Raw genomic sequence first — 22,246 nt, 5'->3', positions numbered from 1 at the left:
GCATGACCAATCGCGGACAGGGCGTTTCGTCAAGAGGGTGGGGCGGTTATTGCAGGACTTCCACTACGCAAACGTCTTGATGGTCTGGATGACCCCGTCGAGCTCCTTGCCGGGACCGTCCTTCAGCGCGGCTTCGCGCAGGCGCCGGGCCCAGTCGGCGGCATCGTCGCGGCGTTCGACCAGCTTGATCGCGGCCAGCGTTTTGTCGAATTTGGAGAGCCCTCGGCTGTGGGTATCGGAATAGCCCTTCACCAGCCGCCGGCACTGCAAAATTTCGACGCCGAGCTGGTAGTTGGTGCTGACGGCCTCCGTCGCGGCCTTCAGCCATGCGTCGCGGTGTGCGGTCTCGACCGCATGGCGCAGCGAGCGCCGGCGCATCCCGCGCATCCCGCCGACCACGTAAAGCATCAGGAACCACGGCAGCGAATAGGTCTTCACCCGCCGTCCCCGGTTGACCCGGCGGTCGAGGAAGCCCAGCAGGCGCGGCCGTGCGCCGAGCCAGCGGCCAAAGCCCGCCGGCAGCATGCCCATGACCTCCTCCATGCGCGGATGCATGAATTCGGTGGTGTGCAGCACCTGTCCCTCAGACAGCTCCAGCTCGTCCTCGATCCGCGAGCGGCGGCTCGCGCGCGTCTTCAGGTCGGCAACGCGGATCACGTCGTCATAGGTCATCGCGTTGGCAAGATATTTTGCCGCGGCTGTCGTGAAGGCAAAACTCTTCCCCGCACCGCCGGCGCTCCGATCGGCCGCGCAGAGCCTGCCGAGGAGATCGAGATACTCGCCGCCATAGGCGACGTCCTGGAAATCGACGACCTTCTTCAGGCCCGCGCGCGCCATGGCGGCCGCAGGCTCCGGCAAATCCTTCAGTCGCGCGATGAGTCTTGCGAGGTCGGCATCCGGAACCACGAGCGGGGGCACGGCCTTCGCCGGCCTGGATGGTGCAGGCGCTGCATCGCCAAACGATTTTGTCTGAACCTGGTCAAAAGCCGCCTCAAACGTCTCGATGCTCGCCCTCGCACCCTTTTCCCCGGCTCTGATGACGTCGAGATAGCTCTCGCGGCTGAACGGCAGCACGCTGGCCGCGGCAAGCGCGCCGAACATCGCGGCCGAGATCACGCTGCCATGCTTTATCGCCAGCGCATTCAAATCGAAGATGATCTCGTTCCTGGCGGCAACGCCGATGGCGCCCGACACTGCGCCCTGGTCGGCGATGCCGTTGCCCGGCGCGATCTTCTCGCCGATCGCAAAGGAGCGGTGGTTGGACGCAATCAGCGTGGTGCGCTCCGGCGTCACCAGGCCGCGCAGGATCGAGCGGCCAGCCTCCATGAACTCCGCCGCCATCACCACGTCGACGTCGCCGGGCGTCGGCATCAGCGACAGGATCGGCTTGCGGCCGTCGAGCGGCGGCATCGCCTCGATGTAGTAGATCGTCGCACCGGTGCGCTGCGCAACGCCAGGCACCGAGGTCGACTGCGCGACCCAGCCATGGTTCTCCGCGAGCTGCACGATCCAGTCGGTCAGGACGCCGCCGCCCTGGCCGCCCATCGCGACGATCGCGATCGAGATCGGCCGCTCGGTCGCGTCGCCCGCGGCAGGCAGCGCCAGTCTGACGGTCTCGTCTCTCATGCCAGCGCCTCGAGCGCGGGACGGCGGCGGTCGCGCCGGCGCTGCAGCCAGCCGATCACGGCCATCGCGACCTTCGACCGAAACTTGTCCCAGCCGGTGGGGTTATGAATCACGTCGGCACGATAGAACGACGGGCACAGCACGGCGGCTTCGGCGACCTCGCCGCAATTGCCGCAGCCGACGCAGGAATTGTCGATGGCCGCCACGGGATCATCGCGCAGGGGATCGTCGAGCTGTTTCACCGACAGCGACGGACAACCGGAGAGCCGGATGCAGGCGTGATCGCCGGTGCAGACGTCCTCGTCGACGCCAAAGCGCTCCTTGACGACCCGCGTGCCATCCTTGATCGCCTTCGCGATCTGCGGTTTGACGCGGCGCTGCTTGTTCAGCATGCATTCGGACGAGGCGACGATGACCTTTGGACCTTCCTCCCTGGTCGTCAGCGCTTCTTTCAGCGTGTCGCGCATCTTGCCGACGTCGTAGGTGCGGTCGAGCTGCCGCACCCACTGGCCGCCGATGCCCTTCACGGCCTTGACGATCGAATTGTTGGTGTCGCGCCGCTTGTTGATGGCGCGCGAAGACAGGATGTCCTGGCCACCGGTCGCCGAGGTGTAGAAATTGTCGACGATCACGAACACGCCGTCATGCTTGTTGAAGACGGCGTTGCCGATGCCGCTGGTCAGCCCGTTGTGCCAGAAGCCGCCGTCGCCCATCACAGCGATCGAGCGCTTGTCGGCCTTGACGTTGAAGGCGGAGGTCGAGGCCGGGCCAAGGCCAAAGCCCATGGTGGTCGCGCCGATGTTGAACGGCGGCAGGATCGAGAACAGATGGCAGCCGATGTCGGCCGACACATGGTGCTGCCCGAGCTCCTCCTCGACGAGCTTCATGGCCGCGAAGATCGGCCGCTCCGGGCATCCGGTGCAGAGCCCGGGCGGGCGCGCCGGTACGACCTGCTTCAGCTTCTCGACCGCGGGATGATTGAGCGTCGGCGTTGCGTCCGGCGCGGGCGGCCGGTTGCCGAGCAGCCGCGGCTCGGTCTTCTCCAGAAACTCGCGCACGCCATTGAGCAACACCTGCGCGGTGTAGTCGCCGCCCATCGGCAGCACGTCCTTGCCGTGCACGCGCGCATTGATGTCCCTGCGCCGCAAGACCGTGTTGATCGCCTGCTCCAGATATTCCGGCTGGCCTTCCTCGACGATCAGCACCGCGTCCTTGCCGGCACAGAATTCTGCGACCTCGGTATCGATCACGGGGTAGGTGACGTTCATGATGTAGAGGGCGACCTGCGTATTCGCATACGCATCCGACAGACCCAGATATTGCAGCGCGCGGATGACATTGTTGTACATCCCGCCCTGCATGATGATGCCGACCTTGCCGTCCTTGGGCCCCATCCATTCATTGAGCTTGTGCTCGCGGATGAAGCCAACGGCCGCCGGCATCCGCGTCTTGATCTTCTCCTGCTCGTGTTCATAAGCCGCCGGCGGCAGCACGATGCGGTTGACGTCGCGGATGGGATTGTTGAGCGCATCCTTGATCGTGTGCGCCGGCTTGACGTTATCCTTGCAGGCAAAGCTGCCGTGCATGTGGCAGGCACGGACGCGCACCTCCAGCATCACGGGCGTGTTGGAGAATTCCGAGAGCTCAAACCCTTTCTCGATCAGATTGACGATGCATTCATGGTCGGGCCGGGGGTCGAGCAGCCACATCTGCGACTTCATCGCAAACGCATGCGTGCGCTCCTGCATGATCGAGGAGCCTTCGCCATAATCCTCGCCGACGATGATCATGGTGCCGCCGGTGACCCCGCCCGAGGCGAGGTTCGCGAGCGCATCGGAGGCGACATTGGTGCCGACGGTCGACTTCCAGGCCACCGCGCCACGCAGCGGATACATCACCGAGGCCGACAGCATCGCGGCCGCCGCCGCTTCATTGGCCGAGCTCTGGAATACGACGCCGAGATCGTCGAGCACGTCCTTGGCGTCGGCGAGCACGTCCATGAGATGCGAGATCGGCGAACCCTGGTATCCGCCGACATAGGCGACGCCGGATTGCAGCAGCGCCTTTGTGATGGCGAGGATGCCTTCGCCGCGGAAGGTGTCGCCGTTGCCGAGGCGGAGATCCTCGACTTCGCGCGCGAAGGAACGTTCGGCCATTGCACCCTCCAGAAATATGCGTTAGCATACGTTTACATGTGAAGTAAGTCAACGCCGGGGCCGCGGTCAGTCTAGCGGATATCTGCTGCAGCTGAAGGCCATGACGGAAGCGACAGGGGTGGGCCGAATGCTGAAGCTGCCGCGCTTTAAAGCCGCCGCCGTCCAGGCCTCGCCAGTCTATCTCGACGCCAGCGCCACCGCCGACAAGGCCGCTTCACTGGTGCGTGAAGCAGCACACCACGGCGCGCGGCTGGTCGCGTTCCCTGAAGTCTTTGTTCCCGGCTATCCCTATTGGAACTGGATCACCGATCCCGTCACGGGCAGTGCGTGGTTCGAGAAGCTCGCCAAGGCGTCGGTGCTGGTGCCGGGGCCGGAGGTGGATGTCGTCCGCAAGGCCGCGCGCGATTGCGCCTGCTATGTCGTGCTCGGCGTCAATGAGCGCAGCCCGATCTCGCTGGGCGCGATCTACAACACGCTTGTGTTCATCGGTCCGGACGGTTCGATACTGGGCAAGCACCGCAAGCTGGTGCCGACCTGGGCCGAGAAGCTGACCTGGACCGGCGGTGACGGCTCGAGCCTGCGCGTCTATGATACCGAGATCGGGCGTCTCGGAGGCCTGGCCTGCGGCGAGAACACCAACACGCTGGCGCGCTTTGCGCTCTTGGGGCAGGGCGAGCTGGTGCACGTCGCAAGCTACATCTCGCTTCCCGTCGCGCCCCCGGACTACGACATGGCGGAGGCGATCAAGTTGCGCGCGATTGCCCATTCCTTTGAAGGCAAGATCTTTACGGTGGTGTCCTGCTCGACCGTGTCGGAGGAGATCATCAGGGCGATGGAGGCTGTGGTGCCCGACGCCCGCGCGCGGCTGCAGCGAAAGTCCAGCGCCTTCTCCGGCATCATCGGACCCGATGGCCGCGTGGTCGGGGACGCCCTGATCGACGACGAGGGCATCGTCTACGCCGACATCGACCTCGAGCGCTGCATCCAGCCAAAACAGATGCACGACATCGTCGGCCACTATAATCGCTTCGACGTCTTTGATTTGCGGGTCAACCGGCGTCTCCTGGCGCCGCTCGACCTCGCAGGCGGTGAAGGCGTGGAGCAGGGTTTTGCGCCGATCCCACTGAGATCGGAATAGGGCTTGGAATAGGACTTCGGAGGACAGGATGCGCGAGAACATCATCGGCCGGGCCAATGTCGAGGACACCCCCGAGCTCAAGGCCTACTACAAGGATCTCGAAAAATACGAGGCTGGCGCGCTCTGGACCGTCGCCAACAAGATCGAGCCATGGGCGCCGCAATCGGCCTCCGTTCCCGTGCTCTGGCGCTACAACGATCTGCGCGAGCATGTGCTTCGCTCTGTAGAACTTGTCTCGCCGGAGAAGGCGGGCCGCCGGGTGATCTATCTCAACAACCCCGGCCGCCGCGACGTCTCGGCCGCCGTGGGCTGGCTCTATTCCGGCTTGCAGGTGATGCATCCCGGCGAGGTCGCCACCGCGCATGCGCATTCGGCCTCGGCGCTCCGCTTCATCATGGAAGGTTCTGGCGCCTACACCATCGTCGACGGCCACAAGATGACGCTCGGCGCGCGCGACTTCGTGTTGACGCCGAACGGCACCTGGCACGAGCACGGTGTCGAGGCCAACGGCTCGGTCTGCATCTGGCAGGACGGCCTCGACATTCCCCTCGTCAATGCGCTGGAGGCCAACTTTTTCGTCGTGCATCCAAAACTCCAGCAGGAAGCGTCCGGCTACCCCGTCGACGACATGACCAAGACCTGGGGCAACCCCGGTCTGCGCCCGGCCGACTCAAAATGGTCGAAAGGCTATTCGCCGATGTTCAAATATGAGTGGGAGCCGACCTACGACTCCTTACGCAAATACGGCGCCGCGACCGACGGCTCGCCCTATGACGGCATCCTCATGAACTACGTCAACCCGATCACCGGCGGCCACGTGATGCAGACGATCGGCGCCAGCATGCAGCTTTTGCGGCCGGGCGAGCGGACAAAGTCGCATCGCCACACCGGCAGCTTCATCTACCAGGTTGCCAAGGGCCGCGGCTATTCCGTGATCGGCGGCAAGCGTTTCGAGTGGCAGGAGCGCGACATCTTCTGCGTGCCGTCCTGGGCCTGGCACGAGCATGGCAATCTCTCTGACAGCGATGACGCCTGCCTGTTCTGCTTCAACGATCTTCCCGTCATCGAAGGCCTCGGCCTCTACCGGGAAGAGGCCTATGGCGACAATGCCGGCCACCAGCCGGTCGCCAACTAACCCACTTCAACCACAAGAGTCGGATCAAGCTTCCATGCGCCTCGTCACCTACACTCTTGGCTCCAGCGGTGCGCGCCTCGGCGCGCTGGTCAACGGTCTCGTCGTCGATGTCGAGCACCTCGGCGCGTCCAGCGGCGTGACATGGCCGAGCGACATGCTGTCCTTCATCGACAACAGCGTGACGCTGCTGCCGGCGCTGAGGGATGCACTCGAGGACGCCAATGGCCGCTTCCCCGCCGGCTCCGCCATCGCGGTCGAGGACGTCAAGCTACAGGCCCCGATTCCACGCCCGCGCAAAAACATCTTTGGCATCGGGCTGAACTACCGCGCCCATGTCGCGGAATCAGCCAAGAGTCTGGACACAGATAAGGACCTGCCAAAACAGCCGGTGGTGTTCTCAAAACCGCCGACCTCGGTGATCGGCCCCGGCGGCGCCATCCAGCACAATGCAAAAATGACGCAGCAGCTCGACTGGGAGGTCGAGCTCGCCGTCATCATCGGCAAGACCGCAACCCGGATTGGGACCGACAAGGCGATGGACCACGTGTTCGGCTACTCCGTGATGATCGACATCTCCGCGCGCGACAACCGCCGCGCCGGCCAGTGGATCTTTTCCAAGGGCATGGACACCTACGCGCCGTTCGGCCCCTGCATCGTGACATCAGACGAGATCCCCAATCCGCACGATCTGCGGCTATGGCTGACCAAGAACGGCGTCATGAAGCAGGACTCCAACACCAAGTACATGATCTTCGATATCCCGGTGCTGATCTCGGACATCTCCTCCGGCATGACGCTTGAGCCCGGCGACATCATCGCAACAGGCACGCCCGAAGGCGTCGGCGCCGGCATGAGCCCGCAGGAATGGCTGTGGCCCGGCGACGTGGTCGAAGCCGGCGTCGACGGCGTCGGCGTCATCCGCCACCCGGTTGTCGCGATCTGATGACGCAGTTTTCGTTCGATCGCGAGTTGCGGTTCGGGGACTGCGATCCCTCGGGCATCGCGTATTTTCCGTCCTATCTCAATATCCTCAACGGCGTCGTCGAGGAGTTTTGGGCCGGTATCGGCTTCCCCTGGCCAAAACTGATCACGGTCCGCAAGATCGGCACACCGACGGTGCATCTCGCTTGCGATTTCTCAAAACCATCGCTGTTCGGCGATCGCCTGACGTTCACCTTGCGCATCGGCAAGGTCGGCCGCGCCTCGCTGCATCTGGCGCATGTCGTCTCTGGTAGCGACGGCCTGCGCTGGAAGGCCCGCCAGATTTTGGCTGCGACGTCGCTGGTCGATCACCACGCCATCCCCTGGCCTGACGACGTACGTGCAGCGTTGACTGCGCATCTGCACGTGGAGGAGGGGACGGAGATGATGCAGGGCAATCGCATATGACCCTGGAGAGCTTGTCCGCAGATGTTTCCACATCGTCATGGCCGGGCTTGTCCCGGCCATCCACGACCTTTGCTTCCGCACGAAGAACGTGGATGCCCGGGCATAGGCGAGCGGAAGCGACGCCGTCCTTCGGACGGCTATGCCCGGGCATGACGAGATTGTGGTGGGAGGCGGTGCCCTCATGATCTCGTTCTTCATGACCTTCTCCGATCCGGCCGACACGCGCCGGATCAGCTCCGACGATCTCGCCGAAGCCGCGGCGATGATCGGGTCAGTCCCGGGTCTCACCGAAGGACTGCTGTTCACACCGCTGGAGTATCCCGTCGAGCATCCCTACAAGGCCGACGGTCCGGGCCCAGCCTTCGCCATTCAGCTGCGCTTTCCCGATCTCGTCGCCTGCGAAGCCGCCCTCGACCGCAGCGGTATCATCGCCGACCTCGCGGCGGGCGCGGGCCTGCCGAGCCTCGCCGGCCTCGACATCGCGCACCAGGTGATGGTGACGCGTTCGTTTCCTGTCGATGTTGCCGAACATCCCGAGGGCACGACCACCCCGTGCAGCTATCTCGTCCACTATCCCGGCCCGGCCGACAATTTGAATGCGTGGCATCTACATTACCTGGAGCACCATCCAAGGATCATGCGGACCTTTCCAAATGTCCGCCAGGTCGAGATCTACTCCGGCATTGACTGGGTCGACCGGCTGCCGTCGCGCCGTGAAGCCCACATGCAGCGCAACAAGCTGCTGTTCGACAGCCCCACCGCGCTCTCGCACGCACTGACCTCAGACGTCATCAAGCGCATGCGCGCGGACTTCGTCCAGTTCCCGCCGTTCGCGGGCGGCAACAAGCATTTTCCGATGCTGACGAAGGTGGTGCGGCCTTAGCCGCTCCGATCCTCCAGTCTGGTCCCGTCATCCTGAGGTGCGAGCCATGGCGCGCAACGCGCGTCATGGGGAGCCTCGAAGGATGAACGGCCGAGATGCTGCGGCAGCCGGGTCGTCGCCCTTCGAGGGCCGCTGAAGAAGCGGCCGCCTCCAGCGACAATGGCTTCGCCATTGCGCGGGGGTGACGGTTCGAGATTCAAGTGGATGACGGTTGTGACTATGGTGAAAGACGATAGAGGGTGATGGGTTTCGCAAGGGCTCAACCCATCCGACGGGCTACACCCGCCGTACCGCGCCACCATCAACGGGGATCGCGGCGCCATTGATGTAGCGGGCAAGCGGAGATACGAGGAACGCCACCAGATATCCAATGTCATAAGGTTCCCCAAAATAGCCCGCCGGGATGTTTTGCTTGATGAACTCCGCCTTCGATTGCTCCGTGGGATGCAGCCTTTGAATCTGGGCCGAGTTGATGCGACCGGGGGCGATCGTGTTCACGGTCACGCCGAATGGGCCGAGTTCTGATGACAGGGTTCTTGACCAGCTCACGAGTGCCGCCTTGGCGGGCGCCGCGCCGTTGAGCTTGGGTGCGACGAGCGCGCCGGAAATATTGACGATCCGTCCCCAGTTTCGAGCTTTCATTCCCGGCGTGATCAGATCGGTCAGGCGGCGCGCCGCGAGGAAATTGAGCGTCATTGCCTCGTCCCAAAAGGCATCGTCAACCTCGCCGGTCGCCGGCCTCGCGCCACCGGCGTTGTTCACGAGGATGTCGATGCGTCCGCCGAGCGCGCTTGCAGCTTCAGCGGCTATTCGAGCGGGGCCGGCCTGGGCGCAAACGTCTCCCACGACGATGACCGCGCGACCGCCGGCACGCGAGGCGAGCGATTCGGCCACCTGCTCCAGAGTGGCTGCCGTGCGTCCACTGATGGCGACACGCACCCCTGCGTCAGCGAGCGCGGCAGCAATGCCGCTGCCAATTCCGCCGCTCGCGGCCGTGATCAGCGCGGTCTTGCCTTCCAGTCCGAGGTTCATCGGGACTACTCCTCAACGACGCTGTTGGCCGCGCGCGTGCGTCTCTCAAGGCGTTGTATCGTCCAAATTTGCGCCGCGCCACTCTGCATGTGACGTGATCATTCGACAAGCAGGCACAGCAGCGCCGTTTTGCTTCGATCACGCCGGCAAGCGACGGGTTTCGCAAGGGCTCAACCCATCACACGGGCTGCTTGAATTCAGCGGCGTGGAGTTTCACGAAGTCGCGCATGCTCATCGGCTCCTGACCGGTGAGCTTGAACATGGTGTCCGTCATGCGGTCGTAACGGCCAAGCCTGTTCAACTCGGTCATGGCCGAGAGATGGCTGACGACGTGCTCGGGAAACCGCATCCGCCGGAGGCCTTCGCTCCACGCCGCGAGGGAGACGTCGCGATATCGGATGGGCCTGCCGAGCGCCTCCGAGAAAGCGCGCGCGTAATGGTCCAGATCGGCCGATTCCGGCCCCGTCAGATCGTAGATGTGTCCGATATGTGGTGCGGGGTCGTCGAGGATAACAGCCACGGCACGCGCCACGTCAACCGCCGAGATCGGCGAGGTTTTGCCGCTGCCCATCGGAAGCGCCAACTCGTCGGAGCCCCGCACGCCGGCGGCGGCGAGCGTGAGAAAAAAGCCTTCGAGAAAAACGGTCGGCCGCATGGTGACGACCGGCAGTCCCGACCAGGACAGAGCCTGCTCCGCCAGCCAGTGCAGCTTGTGCTGCGGGCTGTCGGTGGTCTCGCTGATGCTCATCTGCGAGACCGTCATTTGCGACATGTTCACGAAAGCTTCGACGCCATGGTGGCGCGCCACTGCGGCAGTATTGATGGTGGCTTCCAGGTATGCCGCCGAAACAGACATCCCGAAATAGATGCGCCGGCAGCCTTCGATGGCGCGATGCATCGAGGCGAGGTCCGTCAGGTCGCCCTGCACGACCTCTGCGCCGAGCCGCCGCAGGGCTTCGGCGCGCTCATCTTCGCGCCGAACCAGGGCGCGCACCTTGTGCCCCTTTGCGAGAAGGAACTTTGTGAGGTTGCGGCCGATGCCACCCACGGCGCCGGCTGCGCCCGTCACCAGGATCGGGCCGTCGTGTTCATGTTCCGTCGTCATATCGCTGACCTCGGGTTAGGTTCAATGGACGAATTGATTGCCCCGGCTTGCGCCGGGCATTCGGTCCGGGCGGCGAACCGACCTCAACGCGCCGGCAATCCGGCCTGCCGCATGACGAAGCGCTGGATGCGCGGGATGACGATCACCAGCATCGGCACGACCAGCACGTAGCTCGTGGCCGCGGCCCTCAGCCAGCGAATGGCGAAATCGGGCTGGAAGCCGTAGTTCATGGCGAGACCGACGAAGGACATGCTGGTCGCGGTGATCAGACCCGTGATCGCGGAAATCGCGGGTCCAATCAGTTTCGGGGAAAGAGGCATTTGCTTGCTCCAGGGAACCGGCTATTATTTAAACGGCGTATAACTTATACGATGTAAAAGCAATAGGGTCCATGCCGCGAATTGCCGATCTGGAACTGCCTCACAGGATCTTGAATGCCGCCGACGCGCTTTGGCAGTCGGGCGGCGAGGAGGCGGTCACGATCCGCGGCGTGGCGGCGGAAGCGGGCACCACTACGCCGACGGTCTACAGCTACTACGCCGACCGCGAGGCGCTGCTGACCGCGTTGCGCGCGCTCGCCTTTGGGCGCTTCTCGGCCTACCTCGCCAGATCGCGCGACTTCCAGGACACTTGTGCGCGACACCTGGCGTTCGGCACCAATCACCCCCGCGATTATGAATTGCTCTACGGGCGTGGCTGGATGGAGCGGGTCGCGGCTGATGCGCAGGCCAGTGAAATCGAACGATATACCGCCCATCTCGTGCGCGCCGGCGTCGATGAGGGCAGGGCCGCTCGCGTCGCCTATCCGATCATGATGATGTTGCACGGCGTGGTGATGCATCGGCTGCTCAACAAGAAGCAGAGTGCTCTCGGTCGGGCCATCGCCGAAGCCTGTCTCGAGGCCTGCATGACGCTGCTCGATAGCGCGCGGCAGGGGAAATAGCTCCCTTTGATCGTGGAATGGCGCCGTTTGATACTGGCCACGCTTCACGCGATATGGGTTTCGCGAGGGCTCAATCCATCCTACGGCAACCGCGAGAACCGGAAATTGCAGTGGCTCGCGCCGCCAGCCAAAGTTTGCGTCCTTTCCAGGCGGATTCCTCGCGTGGCATAGGCGTCGAAATCGAGACCGCAAATGTTCGGCAGGATGTCGTTGTCGCCGTGACGGCCGGCGAATTTGCAGAAGCCACATGCCCTGTAGTTGATGCCGAATTCAAAGCCGTCGCCCGTATCAGGCTCGACGAAGTCGTAGACGAAATCCTCCGGAAACGCCTGCTGGTGGCTCTCCGTCGTGCTCTTGGCCGCCTGCTCGCGCAGCAAGGCCTGGTTCTCCGGCGACATGAATTGACGCCCTGACGCCAGACGTTCGGCTTCCGGCACCCTCAGCAATTGCGCCTTGTAGGTGTCCCGCTCGATCTCGCCGATCACGGGCACGGAAACGCCATGCCGCTGTAGCACGCGGCTGATGGCCATGAAGCCGATCAGACGCATGAAGAAATCGCTCATGCGGCTTGCCGCGCCGCCGACATAGGGCATCTGGGCGAGCACGATTGCGAATTCGTCCATCACCTCCTGCCTGAGGCCAGCAATATTGGTGAGATGCGCACGCTCGCGCAACATCGGCTCGGCAAGGTCGAGTCGCTCACGCATGGCGGATTCCATGGCGCCGCGGTGCTGTTCGTAGAAGGGATGGACAGTCTCAACCATGGGTCACCTTTCACTCCGCGGCGATCGCCTCGATCTCCAGCAGCCATTTGCTGTCGACGGTCTGGGCGACCATGACCGTCAGTGCGGGCTGATGCTCCCCCAGCATCTTGTGACGAATAGCGCGGTTGGTCACGAGTTGATCCCGGCTCGTGAGGAACGTCGTGACCTTGACCAGATGCTCGACGCCAAGGCCGACGGCGGCGAGCACGGCGATGACGTTGCGCCAGGCCTGCTCGCATTGCGCCTCAAAACCCTCAGGGACGGTGCCGTCGACTCTCTCAGGCACCTGGCCGCTGATGAACAGCAGGCGGCGAGGGTGCGTCACTTCAAGTCCCATGCAGTAGCCGCTAGCGGGCGGGTGGACCGTTGCGGGATTGTGGCTGACGATGTCTGCCATTTCAGTTCATCTCCTGTTCGGCGAATTCCAGCGCGAGGCCATGCGACGTGGTCGGCGGAACCAGCAGCACCGCGCCCGTGATCTCGAACGGGACGCCGTTGCCCTTCAGGATCCGTGCGGTGGCGTTGAGATCGCCGACCGCGATGCGCGCCGCGCAAAACCGGGGCGCTGCGCCGCCATCAATGCCCGGCAGCCGGCGTGCGATCTCCGCCGGCCCCAGCACCGTGATCCGGTCGCCGCGCTGGCCTATGGTTAGTCCATCGGGGATGGGCTCGGCGGTGTCTTCCGCGAAGTGCTCGAGGAAGGCCCGGTGCTTCATCGGCTCGGGCGCCGACATCACCACCTCGGTCACGCGCAGGGCGGCGTTGGGGTGACGCTGATACTCCGGCTTCCAGAACAGATTTGGCGGATGGCGTTGCTGGCAGGTGAAGAAGGCGAGACCGGGCATCGCGGGATCGGTGGCAAAGGCCAGCGAGAAGGCGACGCGGGCCGTCGTCCCGCCCGGTAGCACCGCGTCGCGGCCGAAATCGAACGGCGCATAGGCGCCGATGCCGCGGCTGCGGAAACGCGCCGCGTCGCCGTGGGCGTCATTTGTGTGCAGGACCAGCATCGACATTCCCTCGGCGTTTTCCAGGAATTCGCGATTATGCGCGGCGAAGCTGAAATGGCCTGATGTGGCCGGCGGCACCGCCGCAGCGTCGGTGACGGCCAGCAGCTCAAAAAAATTGTTTTCGAGCATCGCAAGCCGGTTGCTGGTGCCGAAGGGGTGCACCCCGGTCGGGGTCAGGGCGAAGCCGAGCTTTTGCCAGGCTGTCGCGGCCTGCGCGAGGTCGTGAACGCAGATGACGAAATGGTCCAGCCGGCGCCGCATGAGAGCTCCCTGAGGTGAGGACGCGACCGTACCCGCCGATGTCGCGCGGGCGCAAAGCATGTTTGCTGCGGTTCAGCGCAAGAAAATCTATTGCAAGGGTACGTCCCATCAGTGTCAAACTCGGACGCGATGACCTACGCACTTCCACCACTCAACGCGCTCCGCGCTTTTGAGGCCGCCGCGCGGCATCTCAGCTTCAAGCTGGCCGCGCACGAACTGCATGTGACGCCGGCTGCCGTCGGGCAGCAGGTGAAGGCGCTGGAGGCGCGCCTCGGCGTGCAGCTGTTCGATCGGCTGCACAAGCAACTGATCCTGACCGCGGCAGGGCAGGCCTATCTGCCCGGGGTCTCCGAGGGCTTTCGCCACATCGCGGAGGCGACCTCGCAATTGAAGCCCGCGGGGAGCATGCTGCTGCAACTGGGCGTCCATGCCGGCCTCGACCTGCGCCGGCTCGATTTTGCATCATTTCGCAACAAATATGCAGAAATCGGCTTGCGGGTGCTGCATCCTGCAGGTTTGCACGAATTGGTCGAGGGCAAGGTCGATGCTCTGATCGCCCGCGGCGTCGGTCATCATCCCGGCTATCGCTGCGACCGGGTTGATGCGGGACCAGGTCCGGGCGATTGGCTGGTTGCACCGGAAGGCACCGCGGACTGCCCCGAAATCGTCAGCTTCCGTGACTGGCTGCGCGCCGTTCTGGACGAGAACCCGCTCGCGGCACACCGCCGTCCGCGGCTGGTCGGTTAGCGCGGGCCAAGGCGCGCTCAAATGACGTCAGTCATCGCCAGCAATTCCAGCGTCGCGGCCGATCTCTCCAGCAGCCCGGCTTGCGCCATCCTGCGCGGATCGTTGCGATAATTCCGAAAGTCGGCGTCGGATGCGAAGCTGACGATGTGCATCTCCACGGTGCCATCCGCATTGCGAAGCCGCCGCTCCAGACGGCCGTTGAACTGGGGCAGAAGCGGCAGGACGGCGTCCTCATAAGCGCAGAAGTCCGCGATACCGTCCGCAGGTATTTTGGCGATGAGGACGAAAGTGATGGGGTTCGATGGATGTGCGGTCACAATCGCAAGCCGAAATGGCCGAGCAGCCGGCTGACGAGCCCAGGCTCGGGAAGGTCTCCGATGATAGCAATATACACCTGATCTGCCCGACGGGTCAAGCGAAATTCGTAAAATACGAAAGAATCCGCCGGCGTCCGCCGGCTACTGTGCATGGGGTTGTTTTCAAACTTGGTTTTCAGTGCCCGCCGAGATACGCCGTGATCAGCCGCGGATCGTGGATCAGGTCCTTGGCGGGACCTGACTGCACGACCTCGCCGGTCTCGAGCACATAGCCGTAATCGGCCGTCTCGAGCGCAGCGCGGGCGTTTTGCTCGACCAGGAGGATCGAGACGCCGAGATCGCGCAAGGACGCGATGGTGCGAAAAATCTCGCGCACGATCAGTGGCGCGAGGCCGAGGCTCGGCTCGTCCAGCATCAGCAGCTTTGGCTTCGCCATCAGCGCGCGGCCGAGTGCGAGCATCTGGCGCTCGCCGCCGGAGAGGGTGCCCGCCGCCTGCCGCTGCCGTTCCTTCAGGCGCGGGAAGCGGTCATAGACCTCGTCGAGCGTCTTCGCGACGCCCGAGCGGTCGCGCAGGCTGTAGGAGCCGAGCAGGAGGTTGTCGGCGACCGACATGTCCGAGAACAGCTCGCGCTTCTCCGGCACCAGGCAGAGCCGGCGCTCGACGCGGTCCTCGACGGCGAGCTTGCCGATGTCGCCACCTTGGAACTCCATGCGGCCGCGCGAGGCGAGCAGGCCGATCGCGGCCATCAGCAGCGTGGTCTTGCCGGCGCCGTTCGGTCCGATCACGGTGACGATCTGGCCTTCCTCGACGGAGAGCGAGACGTTCCTGACGGCCTCGACATTGTCGTAGCAGACCGTGACGTCGGTCATGGAGAACATCGCGGTCATGCGACGCCTCCGAGGTAGGCTTCCTGCACGCGTTCGTCGCTGCGGATCGCGCTGGGCGGACCCTCGCAGAGCTTTGAGCCGAAATCGAGCACGACGATGCGATCGACCAGCGACATCACGAACTCCATGTCGTGCTCGACGATCAGGATCGTGAGGTGATCCGCGCGCAGCGAGCGCAAGAGCTCGGCGAGCCTGAGTTTCTCCTGGCGTCGCAGGCCTGCGGCCGGCTCGTCGAGCACCAGGAGCGCCGGGTCGGCGGCAAGCGCACGCGCGATCTCGAGGATGCGCTGGTTGCCGAGCGGCAGGTTGCCCGCGAGCTCAAAGGGCTTGTCGCCGAGCCCGACGCGCTCGAGCTGCATCAGCGCTTCGTGCCGGGCGCTGGCTTCCTCGCGCTGGTTGAGACGGAAGGCGCCGGCAAAGAGCCCGGTGCGGGTGCGTGCATAGGTGCCGAGCATGACGTTTTCGAGCAGGCTCATGCGCGGCCGCAGTTTGACGTGCTGGAAAGTGCGCGCGATTCCGGCCTTGGCGATGCGCGACTGCGCGTCGCGCGTGATCGGCCGTCCCGCAAACACGATCTCGCCCTTGTTGACGCGGAGCGCGCCGGTCAGGCAGTTGAACATCGTGCTCTTGCCGGCGCCATTGGGCCCGATGACCGCGAGGATTTCGCCGGAGCGCACCTCGAAGCTGACATTGTTGACGGCGACGAGTCCGCCGAACCGGCGCTCGGCACCGTCGACCTTCAGAAGCAGCTCGCCCGGTGCCGGCTGCGACCGGCGTGGCAGCGGCGGGGCCGGCTGTGGCCGCTCGCGCTTCGCCTTGGGCAGATAATGCGCGACGAACGGCACGATGCCCTGCCGCGCCCATTGCAGGAACAGGATGAACAGCGCGGAGAAGGCGACGATCTCGAGCTGCCCGGACGCGCCCTTGGCGATCAGCGGCAGATAGTCCTGCACGCTGTTCTTCAGAAGCGTGACGATGGCCGCGCCGACGACACCGCCGAGCAGGCTGCCCGCGCCGCCGACCATCGACATCATCAGATATTCGATGCCCATGCCGGCATCGAACGGGCCGGGGCTGATGAAGCGGCTGAGATGGGCGTAGAGCCATCCGGAGAGAGAGGCGAGGAACGCCGCGATCACGAAGGTCGCGAGCTTGATCCGGAAGGCGTTGATGCCGAGGCTCTCGACCAGCGTGTTGCCGCCGCGCAGCGCGCGCATGGCGCGGCCGAGCCGGGAGTCCAGCATGTTGTAGCCAAGGACGAGCACGACGGCGACGATGCCCCAGATCAGGAAGTAGATCTGCGAGCTCGTCACCAGCGCATATGGCCCAAAGCTGATCGGCGGGATCGAGGCAATGCCGTTGAAGCGGCCGAGTCCCTCGACATTGCCAAAGAGGAAGCCGATGGCGAGGCCCCAGGCGACGGTCGAGAGCGACAGGAAATGGCCCTGCAGCCGTAAGGTGACGACGCCGAGGATCGCTGCGACGGAGCAGGTCAACGCCACGCCGAAGAGCAGGCCGAGCCAGGGCGAATATCCGTTCAACGCCGAGATCCAGGCCGTCGCATAGGCGGCGACGCCGACGAAAGCGGCCTGTCCGAATGACACGATGCCGCCGACACCGGTGAGCAGCGCGAGCCCGATCGCGACCAGCGAGTAGATGCCGATATAGTTCATCAGCGTGATGCTGAACGGGCTCAGCACGAAGGGCGCCACCGCGAGGCACACCACGGCCGCGAGCGCGGCGAGCTGGATCTGGGCGCGCGTCATTCCTCGATCTCCTCCTCGGAATGCAGCGAGGCGAGGGACCGCCAGATCAGGATCGGGATCAGCAGCGAGAACACGATGACGTCCTTGAGCGCACTGCTCTCGAAGGACGCAAAGCTTTCGAGGATGCCGACGCCGACGGCGCCAATTGCAGCACCGGGATAGCTGGTCATGCCGCCGACGATGGCGCCGACAAAGGCCTTCAGCCCGATCAGGAAGCCGGAGTCGTAGAACACGGTGTTGACCGGCGCGATCAGAATGCCGGAGACGCCGGCCATCAGCGAGCCCAGCAGATAGGCGATGGTGCCGGCGCGCGCCGGCCGGATGCCCATCAACCGCGAGCCAGTACGATTCACAGCGGTCGCACGCAGCGACTTGCCGACCAATGTGAAGTCGAAGAAGAGATAGAGCAGGCCGCTGAACACCAGCGCCGCGATCACGATCAGTAGGGTCTGGCCCGAGATCAGCACGCCGGCCAATTCCATGGAGAACGAAGTCAGCGGTTCGGTCCGCACGCCTTCGGGGCCGAAGAACAGGAGGCCGAGGCCGACCAGGGCAAAATGCAGCGCCACCGAGACCGTCAGCAGCAACAGCACCGTGCCGTCCGCGATCGGGCGGAACACGATGCGGTCGAGCAGCGGTGAGATCGGCATGATCAGCATCAGCGCGAGCACGAGCCGGACGGCGAGCGGCGGATCGAGCCGCATCGTCAGCCAGGCCGCGCCGACCACGGCGAGCGGAAGCACGAGGTAGAAGGCGAGCGCGCGGGGCAGGAGCCGAGGCTCGCCCGCGCGCAGCAGCGAGATGATCTCGATCAGGGTCGCAAGGCAAGCGAGGATCACGACCAGCGCGCCGGTGCCCGGAAAACGCTTGGCATCGAGCGCTGCCAGGGTCAGCGCGGTGAGCGCCGCGATGTCGCCGAAGGGAATGAAGATGACCCGCGTCACCGTGAAGATGAGGACGGTCCCGATCGCCACCAGCGCATAGACTGCGCCGGTGGCGATCCCGTCGATCCCGAGGATGGCTGCGATGTCGCTCGTCATTGGAGACGTGGTTTCCTCGTTGTGGCTGCCTTCAGACTACGGCGCGTACTTCCAGGCACCGCCAGTGAGGCGCACCACGACGAGCGAGCGCTCGTCGACGCCGGTGACCGCGCCGGGCTTGAAGTTGTAGACGGCATGCACGCCCGGCAGCTCCTTGGTCGAGAGGATCGCGTCGCGCAGCGCGGCGCGGAATTCGGTCGTGCCGGGCTTTGCAGTCTTCAGCGCGCGCTCGGCCGCATTGGCAAAGATCAGCCAGGCGTCGAAGGAGTAGGCCGAGAAGCCGTCGGTGGTCGGGATGTTATGGGTCTTTTGGTACACCGCGCGGAAATCCAGCGCGATCTTCTTGGCGAAGTGATCGTCGGGTAACTGCTCGGCGACGATCACGGGGCCGGCGGAGACCTGAATGCCATCGGCTGCCTTGCCGCCGACATTGACGAAGTCGGGATTGACCAGCGCCACCGTACCGTAGGTGTTGCCCTTGAAACCGCGCTCGGCGAGCGTCAGCAGCGGCAGCGCGCCTTGCGTGCCGGAGCCGCCGATCAGCACGGCGTCGGGACGCGGCGCCATCACCTTGAGGATTTGCGCGGTCACCGAGGTGTCGGTCCGGGCGTAGCGCTCGTTGGTCTGGATCTTGATGTCGTCGATCGGCTCGGCCGCCTTGGCGCCGTTATAGACGAGGTCGCCCCAGGCATCGGAGAAGCCGATATAGCCGATGTTCTTCATGTTATCGCGCTTCATGCGGTCGGCGACGATCTTGACCAGCAGCGAGGCCGGCTGCGGCACCGAGACGACCCACTGCTCCGGTGATTCCGGCAGCTTGCCGATCGGCGACACCGCAATCATCGGCACCTTCAATTCACTCGCGACAGCGGCCATCGCGATGGTGGAGGGCGCCGTCGCGGTGCCGATCAGCAGGTCGACCTTCTCTTCCTCGACGAGCTTCCGCGCATTGCGGGTCGCAGCCGACGGATCCGAGCCGTCGTCGAGCTGGATCAGGCGGATGGTCTCGCCGCCGATCGTCTTCTTGTACTCATAGGCGGCATTGAGGCCGCGGCCGTAGGGGATGCCGATCGACGAGCCATTGCCGCTCAGCGACGTCACGAAGCCGATGACGATATCGGCCTGCGCGGCGGGTGCGGCCAGCACGCCGGCAGCCAATGCGAGGAAGCTCAGAGTCTTGCGCATATGCGTTCTCCTCCGTTGATCAAGGGTATGAAAGGCCGACCAGAAAATGTTGCTGCAGCGCCGAACACCGGGCGCGGCCAAAGCGAGTTCGGTTCGCCCGACGTCAGCAGCCATGGCGTGGCTTGCCGCTTGAACGGCAGTGCGACTGGCGAAGCGATGAAAGGTCATGGGCGCGGTCGCGATGCGCGACCGGCGATGCTGCTGCCGGCTGTTCAGGCCTGAGGATTGTCCACACGATCGAGTCTCTCAAAATCGGTGCCCTGCAACATCATTGTCATGGCCACCGGCTCCCGACCGGCGGAGGATTACTTAAAGCCTAAAGTAATATCCGGGCCCCCGTCAACTGGTGTCACGGGGCTGTCAGAAAAAAATGTTGCTGCATACAATTTCGCCCGCCTCCGCCAAATCCTTCATCACAGACCCCTGCAAAACGGACACGCACGCTGTTGCAGCGCGGTGCGTGTCGGGGACCTCGACGCGCGCATTTGACGCGCCAATTAGTTTATGGTTGAAATATATTCATCGGCGGCCGACGAGCCGATCCTCCCATGAGCGTTTGAGGAGCAGGACGATGCGCATCTTCTGGCAAAGCTTCGTTGATGCGAGCGTGAACGCGCCTTACATGGCGCGGCTGTCGGAGTACCTCAACAACATCGCAGCAGCAGGCACGACCGTTCATGTCGAAGGCATCTCGCCGCCGGACCGCGAGTTCGGCCGGCTCGCCGAATTGCGTTGCGCCGTGCAGGCCATCGACAACGGCATATCAGCGGAAGAAGCGGGCTACGACGCCTTCGTGATGGGGCACTTCCAGGATCCCGGTCTCTACGAATTGCGCTCGGCGCTCGATATTCCCGTCATCGGGACGGGCGAGGCGACGTTGCTTGCGGCCTCGCAGCTTGGCCGGCGCCTCGGTCTCGTCACGCTCGATCCCGTGTTCGAAGTCTATCATTATGAGCAGGCCGACCGTTACGGTATCGGCGACCGCGTCGTTCACATCACCGGGCTCGGCTGCAAGCCGGAGGATTTTGCCAGTGCGTTCGCGGGCGATCAGGCGGCCCATGCTCGCATGATCAAGGATTTCGTCGCCTGTGCGCAGCCGCTGATCGAGCGCGGCGCTGACGTCGTGATTCCCGCGGGCGTCCTGCCTGGGCTTCTGATCGGACGGGAGCATGGCCTCAAGATAGGGCATGCGCCCGTCGTCAATTGCGCTGCGGTGGCGCTGAAGAGCGCGGAGATGTGGGTGCAACTCCGCCAGCTCAACGGCACCGAGCCGAGCCGCGGACCGAGCTTCAAGCGCGCCAGCGCCCAGGCCCGCAGCGATTTCCGCGCGCTGCTGGCCCGCAAGAACGGTTAGGTTTGGGAAACGTGATATGATGACGCCCGAAAAGATCCTCTACGAAACAGAAGTGACAGCGACCGGCGGGCGCGACGGCAAGGCCGCCAGCGCGGATGGCCTGTTGTCGGTGTCACTGTCCCTGCCGAAATCGATGGGCGGTCCCGGTGGCGAGGGCACTAATCCCGAGCAGCTTTTTGCGGCCGGTTACGCCGCCTGCTTTCTGGGTGCAGTCAAGCTCGTGGCACGCACCAGGAAGGTCGTGCCATCGGCCGAGCCGTCGGTGACTGCGAAGGTCGCGATGGGGCCGGTTCCGGTCGGCTATGCGCTCGCCGTCGAGCTGAAGGTCAGTCTGCCGGGCATCGACATATCGACCGCGGAATCGGTCGTTGCCGGCGCGCATGAGCGCTGCCCCTATTCGAACGCAACGCGCGGCAATATTGACGTCAAGCTGACGGTGATCTGAGGCGCATGAACGAGGCAGGCGCAAAGTGACGACTTCGCTGCGCACACCCTACGACGGCATCGTGATGGCGGCGCCCGTCACCGTGCCCTATGTGCGCTATTCCATCGAAAGCGCGCAGTGGTGGATCGGCCGTGCGCTTGCCGGGCTCGTCGCGCAGGCCGGAATCAAGGTGAGTGACATCGATGGTCTCTGTGTCTCCAGCTTCACCATGGGCACCGACAGCGCCATCGGGTTGACGCAGCATTTTGGCCTCTGCGTGCGTTGGCTGGATACGATCCCGCTCGGCGGCGCCAGCGCGATCGCGGCGTTGCGCAAGGCGGCACGCGCGGTGCAGGCGCGGGACGCCGATATTGTGGCTTGCGTCGCCGGCGACACCAACCATGTCGATTCCTTCCGCCTCACGCTCGAGAACTTTTCGCGCTTCAACCAGGACGCCGTCTACCCCTATGGTGCGGGCGGCGCCAATTCGAGCTTTGCGCTGATTGCGCGCAACTACATGCGCACCTTCGGCGTCTCGCGTGAAGATGTTGGCCGGATCGCGGTTGCCCAGCGCGCCAATGCACTTCGCAATCCGCACGCGCTGATGAAGGCGCCGCTGACGCTCGAGCAATATCTGGCGGCCCGCCCGATTTCGGATCCCATCCATCTCTTTGACTGCGTGATGCCGTGCGCCGGCGCCGAAGCCTTTCTGGTGATGCGGGACGAGACGGCGAAATCGCTGGGCTTGCCGGCTGCAAAGCTCCTCTCGACGATCGAGCGGCATAATGCCTTTGCCGGCGATCCCATGCAGGTCCGCGGCGGCTGGGCGATGGATATCGGCGAGCTCTATGCGATGGCGGGGGTGAAGCCGGACGATCTCGATTTCGTGCAGAGCTATGACGACTACCCCGTCATTACGATGATGCAGTTCGAGGATCTCGGCTTCTGCGCCAAAGGCGAGGGCGCTGCCTTCGTGCGCGCGCATGACCTGACCATTGACGGCGATTTCCCACACAACACTTCGGGCGGTCAGCTTTCGGCCGGACAGGCGGGTGCGGCCGGAGCCTATCTCGGGCTGGTCGAGG

General features: G+C 64.4%; 23 protein-coding genes. 10 read left to right on the top strand and 13 right to left on the bottom strand.

Annotated features, from left to right (window positions below; genetic code table 11):
• Window positions 1-63 precede the first annotated feature (63 nt).
• Window positions 64-1,626, bottom strand: coding sequence for an indolepyruvate oxidoreductase subunit beta family protein (locus C2U70_RS08885; RefSeq protein ID WP_140977626.1), 1,563 nt, complete (start codon window positions 1,624-1,626; stop codon window positions 64-66).
• Window positions 1,623-3,782, bottom strand: coding sequence for an indolepyruvate ferredoxin oxidoreductase subunit alpha (locus C2U70_RS08880; RefSeq protein WP_140977625.1), 2,160 nt, complete (start codon window positions 3,780-3,782; stop codon window positions 1,623-1,625). The genes C2U70_RS08885 and C2U70_RS08880 overlap by 4 nt, the downstream gene beginning before the upstream one ends.
• A gap of 127 nt (window positions 3,783-3,909) precedes the next feature.
• Between C2U70_RS08880 and C2U70_RS08875 the strand changes: the two genes are divergently transcribed.
• The 5 genes from C2U70_RS08875 to C2U70_RS08855 all read left to right on the top strand — a co-directional run bounded on the left by C2U70_RS08875 (window position 3,910) and on the right by C2U70_RS08855 (window position 8,327).
• The gene (locus C2U70_RS08875; RefSeq protein WP_140977624.1) at window positions 3,910-4,920 is read left to right on the top strand and encodes a carbon-nitrogen hydrolase family protein; all 1,011 of its coding nucleotides are present in this window, start codon (window positions 3,910-3,912) and stop codon (window positions 4,918-4,920) included.
• A gap of 28 nt (window positions 4,921-4,948) precedes the next feature.
• Window positions 4,949-6,055, top strand: a complete 1,107-nt coding sequence (locus C2U70_RS08870; RefSeq protein WP_140977623.1) for a cupin domain-containing protein — start codon at window positions 4,949-4,951, stop codon at window positions 6,053-6,055.
• A gap of 34 nt (window positions 6,056-6,089) precedes the next feature.
• Window positions 6,090-6,998 (top strand): fumarylacetoacetate hydrolase family protein, encoded by a 909-nt coding sequence (locus C2U70_RS08865; protein ID WP_140977622.1) that lies wholly within the window; start codon window positions 6,090-6,092, stop codon window positions 6,996-6,998.
• Entirely contained in the window at window positions 6,998-7,444 is a 447-nt protein-coding gene (locus C2U70_RS08860; RefSeq protein ID WP_140977621.1) for an acyl-CoA thioesterase, read from the top strand. Before C2U70_RS08865 ends, C2U70_RS08860 begins: the two co-directional genes overlap by 1 nt.
• A 181-nt stretch (window positions 7,445-7,625) precedes the next feature.
• A complete protein-coding gene (locus C2U70_RS08855) occupies window positions 7,626-8,327 on the top strand; it encodes a hypothetical protein (protein ID WP_140977620.1) in 702 nt (233 codons plus the stop codon).
• A 276-nt stretch (window positions 8,328-8,603) separates the two neighbouring features.
• On the opposite strand, the gene C2U70_RS08850 is transcribed toward C2U70_RS08855, so the two are convergent.
• The 3 genes from C2U70_RS08850 to C2U70_RS08840 all read right to left on the bottom strand — a co-directional run bounded on the left by C2U70_RS08850 (window position 8,604) and on the right by C2U70_RS08840 (window position 10,784).
• The gene (locus C2U70_RS08850; protein ID WP_140977619.1) at window positions 8,604-9,359 is read right to left on the bottom strand and encodes an SDR family oxidoreductase; all 756 of its coding nucleotides are present in this window, start codon (window positions 9,357-9,359) and stop codon (window positions 8,604-8,606) included.
• A gap of 178 nt (window positions 9,360-9,537) precedes the next feature.
• Window positions 9,538-10,464, bottom strand: a complete 927-nt coding sequence (locus C2U70_RS08845) for an SDR family NAD(P)-dependent oxidoreductase (RefSeq protein ID WP_140977618.1) — start codon at window positions 10,462-10,464, stop codon at window positions 9,538-9,540.
• Window positions 10,465-10,547: 83 nt separating this feature from the next.
• Complete coding sequence (locus C2U70_RS08840) at window positions 10,548-10,784, bottom strand: DUF2798 domain-containing protein (protein WP_140977617.1); 237 nt, start codon at window positions 10,782-10,784, stop codon at window positions 10,548-10,550.
• Window positions 10,785-10,855: 71 nt separating this feature from the next.
• On the opposite strand from C2U70_RS08840, the gene C2U70_RS08835 reads away from it, so the two are divergent.
• Window positions 10,856-11,407 (top strand): TetR/AcrR family transcriptional regulator, encoded by a 552-nt coding sequence (locus C2U70_RS08835; RefSeq protein WP_140977616.1) that lies wholly within the window; start codon window positions 10,856-10,858, stop codon window positions 11,405-11,407.
• Window positions 11,408-11,487: 80 nt separating this feature from the next.
• Here the strand turns inward: C2U70_RS08835 and C2U70_RS08830 are convergent, their stop codons facing one another.
• The 3 genes from C2U70_RS08830 to C2U70_RS08820 are packed head-to-tail and all read right to left on the bottom strand — an operon-like array spanning window position 11,488 to window position 13,439.
• Window positions 11,488-12,171 (bottom strand): L-2-amino-thiazoline-4-carboxylic acid hydrolase, encoded by a 684-nt coding sequence (locus C2U70_RS08830; protein ID WP_140977615.1) that lies wholly within the window; start codon window positions 12,169-12,171, stop codon window positions 11,488-11,490.
• Between the two features lie 10 nt (window positions 12,172-12,181).
• Entirely contained in the window at window positions 12,182-12,568 is a 387-nt protein-coding gene (locus C2U70_RS08825) for a RidA family protein (protein ID WP_140977614.1), read from the bottom strand.
• Window position 12,569: 1 nt separating this feature from the next.
• Window positions 12,570-13,439 (bottom strand): VOC family protein, encoded by an 870-nt coding sequence (locus tag C2U70_RS08820; RefSeq protein ID WP_140977613.1) that lies wholly within the window; start codon window positions 13,437-13,439, stop codon window positions 12,570-12,572.
• Window positions 13,440-13,568: 129 nt separating this feature from the next.
• Here C2U70_RS08820 and C2U70_RS08815 point away from each other — a divergent pair, with 129 nt between their 5' ends.
• Window positions 13,569-14,186 carry a LysR family transcriptional regulator gene (locus C2U70_RS08815; protein WP_140977634.1) on the top strand — a complete coding sequence of 206 codons (618 nt, stop codon included), beginning with the start codon at window positions 13,569-13,571 and terminating at the stop codon, window positions 14,184-14,186.
• 17 nt (window positions 14,187-14,203) lie between these two features.
• Here C2U70_RS08815 and C2U70_RS08810 read toward each other — a convergent pair whose 3' ends face one another.
• The 5 genes from C2U70_RS08810 to C2U70_RS08790 form a co-directional block, all read right to left on the bottom strand.
• Window positions 14,204-14,503 (bottom strand): hypothetical protein, encoded by a 300-nt coding sequence (locus tag C2U70_RS08810; protein ID WP_140977612.1) that lies wholly within the window; start codon window positions 14,501-14,503, stop codon window positions 14,204-14,206.
• 175 nt (window positions 14,504-14,678) lie between these two features.
• Window positions 14,679-15,392 (bottom strand): ABC transporter ATP-binding protein, encoded by a 714-nt coding sequence (locus tag C2U70_RS08805; protein WP_140977611.1) that lies wholly within the window; start codon window positions 15,390-15,392, stop codon window positions 14,679-14,681.
• The gene (locus C2U70_RS08800; protein WP_140977610.1) at window positions 15,389-17,158 is read right to left on the bottom strand and encodes a branched-chain amino acid ABC transporter ATP-binding protein/permease; all 1,770 of its coding nucleotides are present in this window, start codon (window positions 17,156-17,158) and stop codon (window positions 15,389-15,391) included. Before C2U70_RS08800 ends, C2U70_RS08805 begins: the two co-directional genes overlap by 4 nt.
• A complete protein-coding gene (locus C2U70_RS08795; protein WP_140977609.1) occupies window positions 17,155-18,198 on the bottom strand; it encodes a branched-chain amino acid ABC transporter permease in 1,044 nt (347 codons plus the stop codon). The genes C2U70_RS08800 and C2U70_RS08795 overlap by 4 nt, the downstream gene beginning before the upstream one ends.
• Window positions 18,199-18,234: 36 nt before the next feature.
• Entirely contained in the window at window positions 18,235-19,383 is a 1,149-nt protein-coding gene (locus tag C2U70_RS08790) for an ABC transporter substrate-binding protein (RefSeq protein WP_140977608.1), read from the bottom strand.
• A gap of 571 nt (window positions 19,384-19,954) precedes the next feature.
• Here C2U70_RS08790 and C2U70_RS08785 point away from each other — a divergent pair.
• From C2U70_RS08785 to C2U70_RS08775, 3 genes are all read left to right on the top strand, one after another.
• Window positions 19,955-20,737, top strand: coding sequence for an aspartate/glutamate racemase family protein (locus C2U70_RS08785; protein ID WP_140977607.1), 783 nt, complete (start codon window positions 19,955-19,957; stop codon window positions 20,735-20,737).
• 16 nt (window positions 20,738-20,753) lie between these two features.
• A complete protein-coding gene (locus C2U70_RS08780) occupies window positions 20,754-21,182 on the top strand; it encodes an organic hydroperoxide resistance protein (RefSeq protein WP_140977606.1) in 429 nt (142 codons plus the stop codon).
• A gap of 25 nt (window positions 21,183-21,207) precedes the next feature.
• A partial coding sequence (locus C2U70_RS08775; RefSeq protein ID WP_140977605.1) for a thiolase family protein occupies window positions 21,208-22,246 on the top strand: 1,039 nt, incomplete at its 3' end.

Origin of the sequence: Bradyrhizobium guangdongense, assembly GCF_006483445.1 — a bacterium.
Classification (GTDB): domain Bacteria; phylum Pseudomonadota; class Alphaproteobacteria; order Rhizobiales; family Xanthobacteraceae; genus Bradyrhizobium; species Bradyrhizobium guangdongense_A.
The sequence above is the reverse complement of the archived record's forward strand: the minus strand, read 5'-3'. Positions and strand labels throughout refer to the sequence as shown.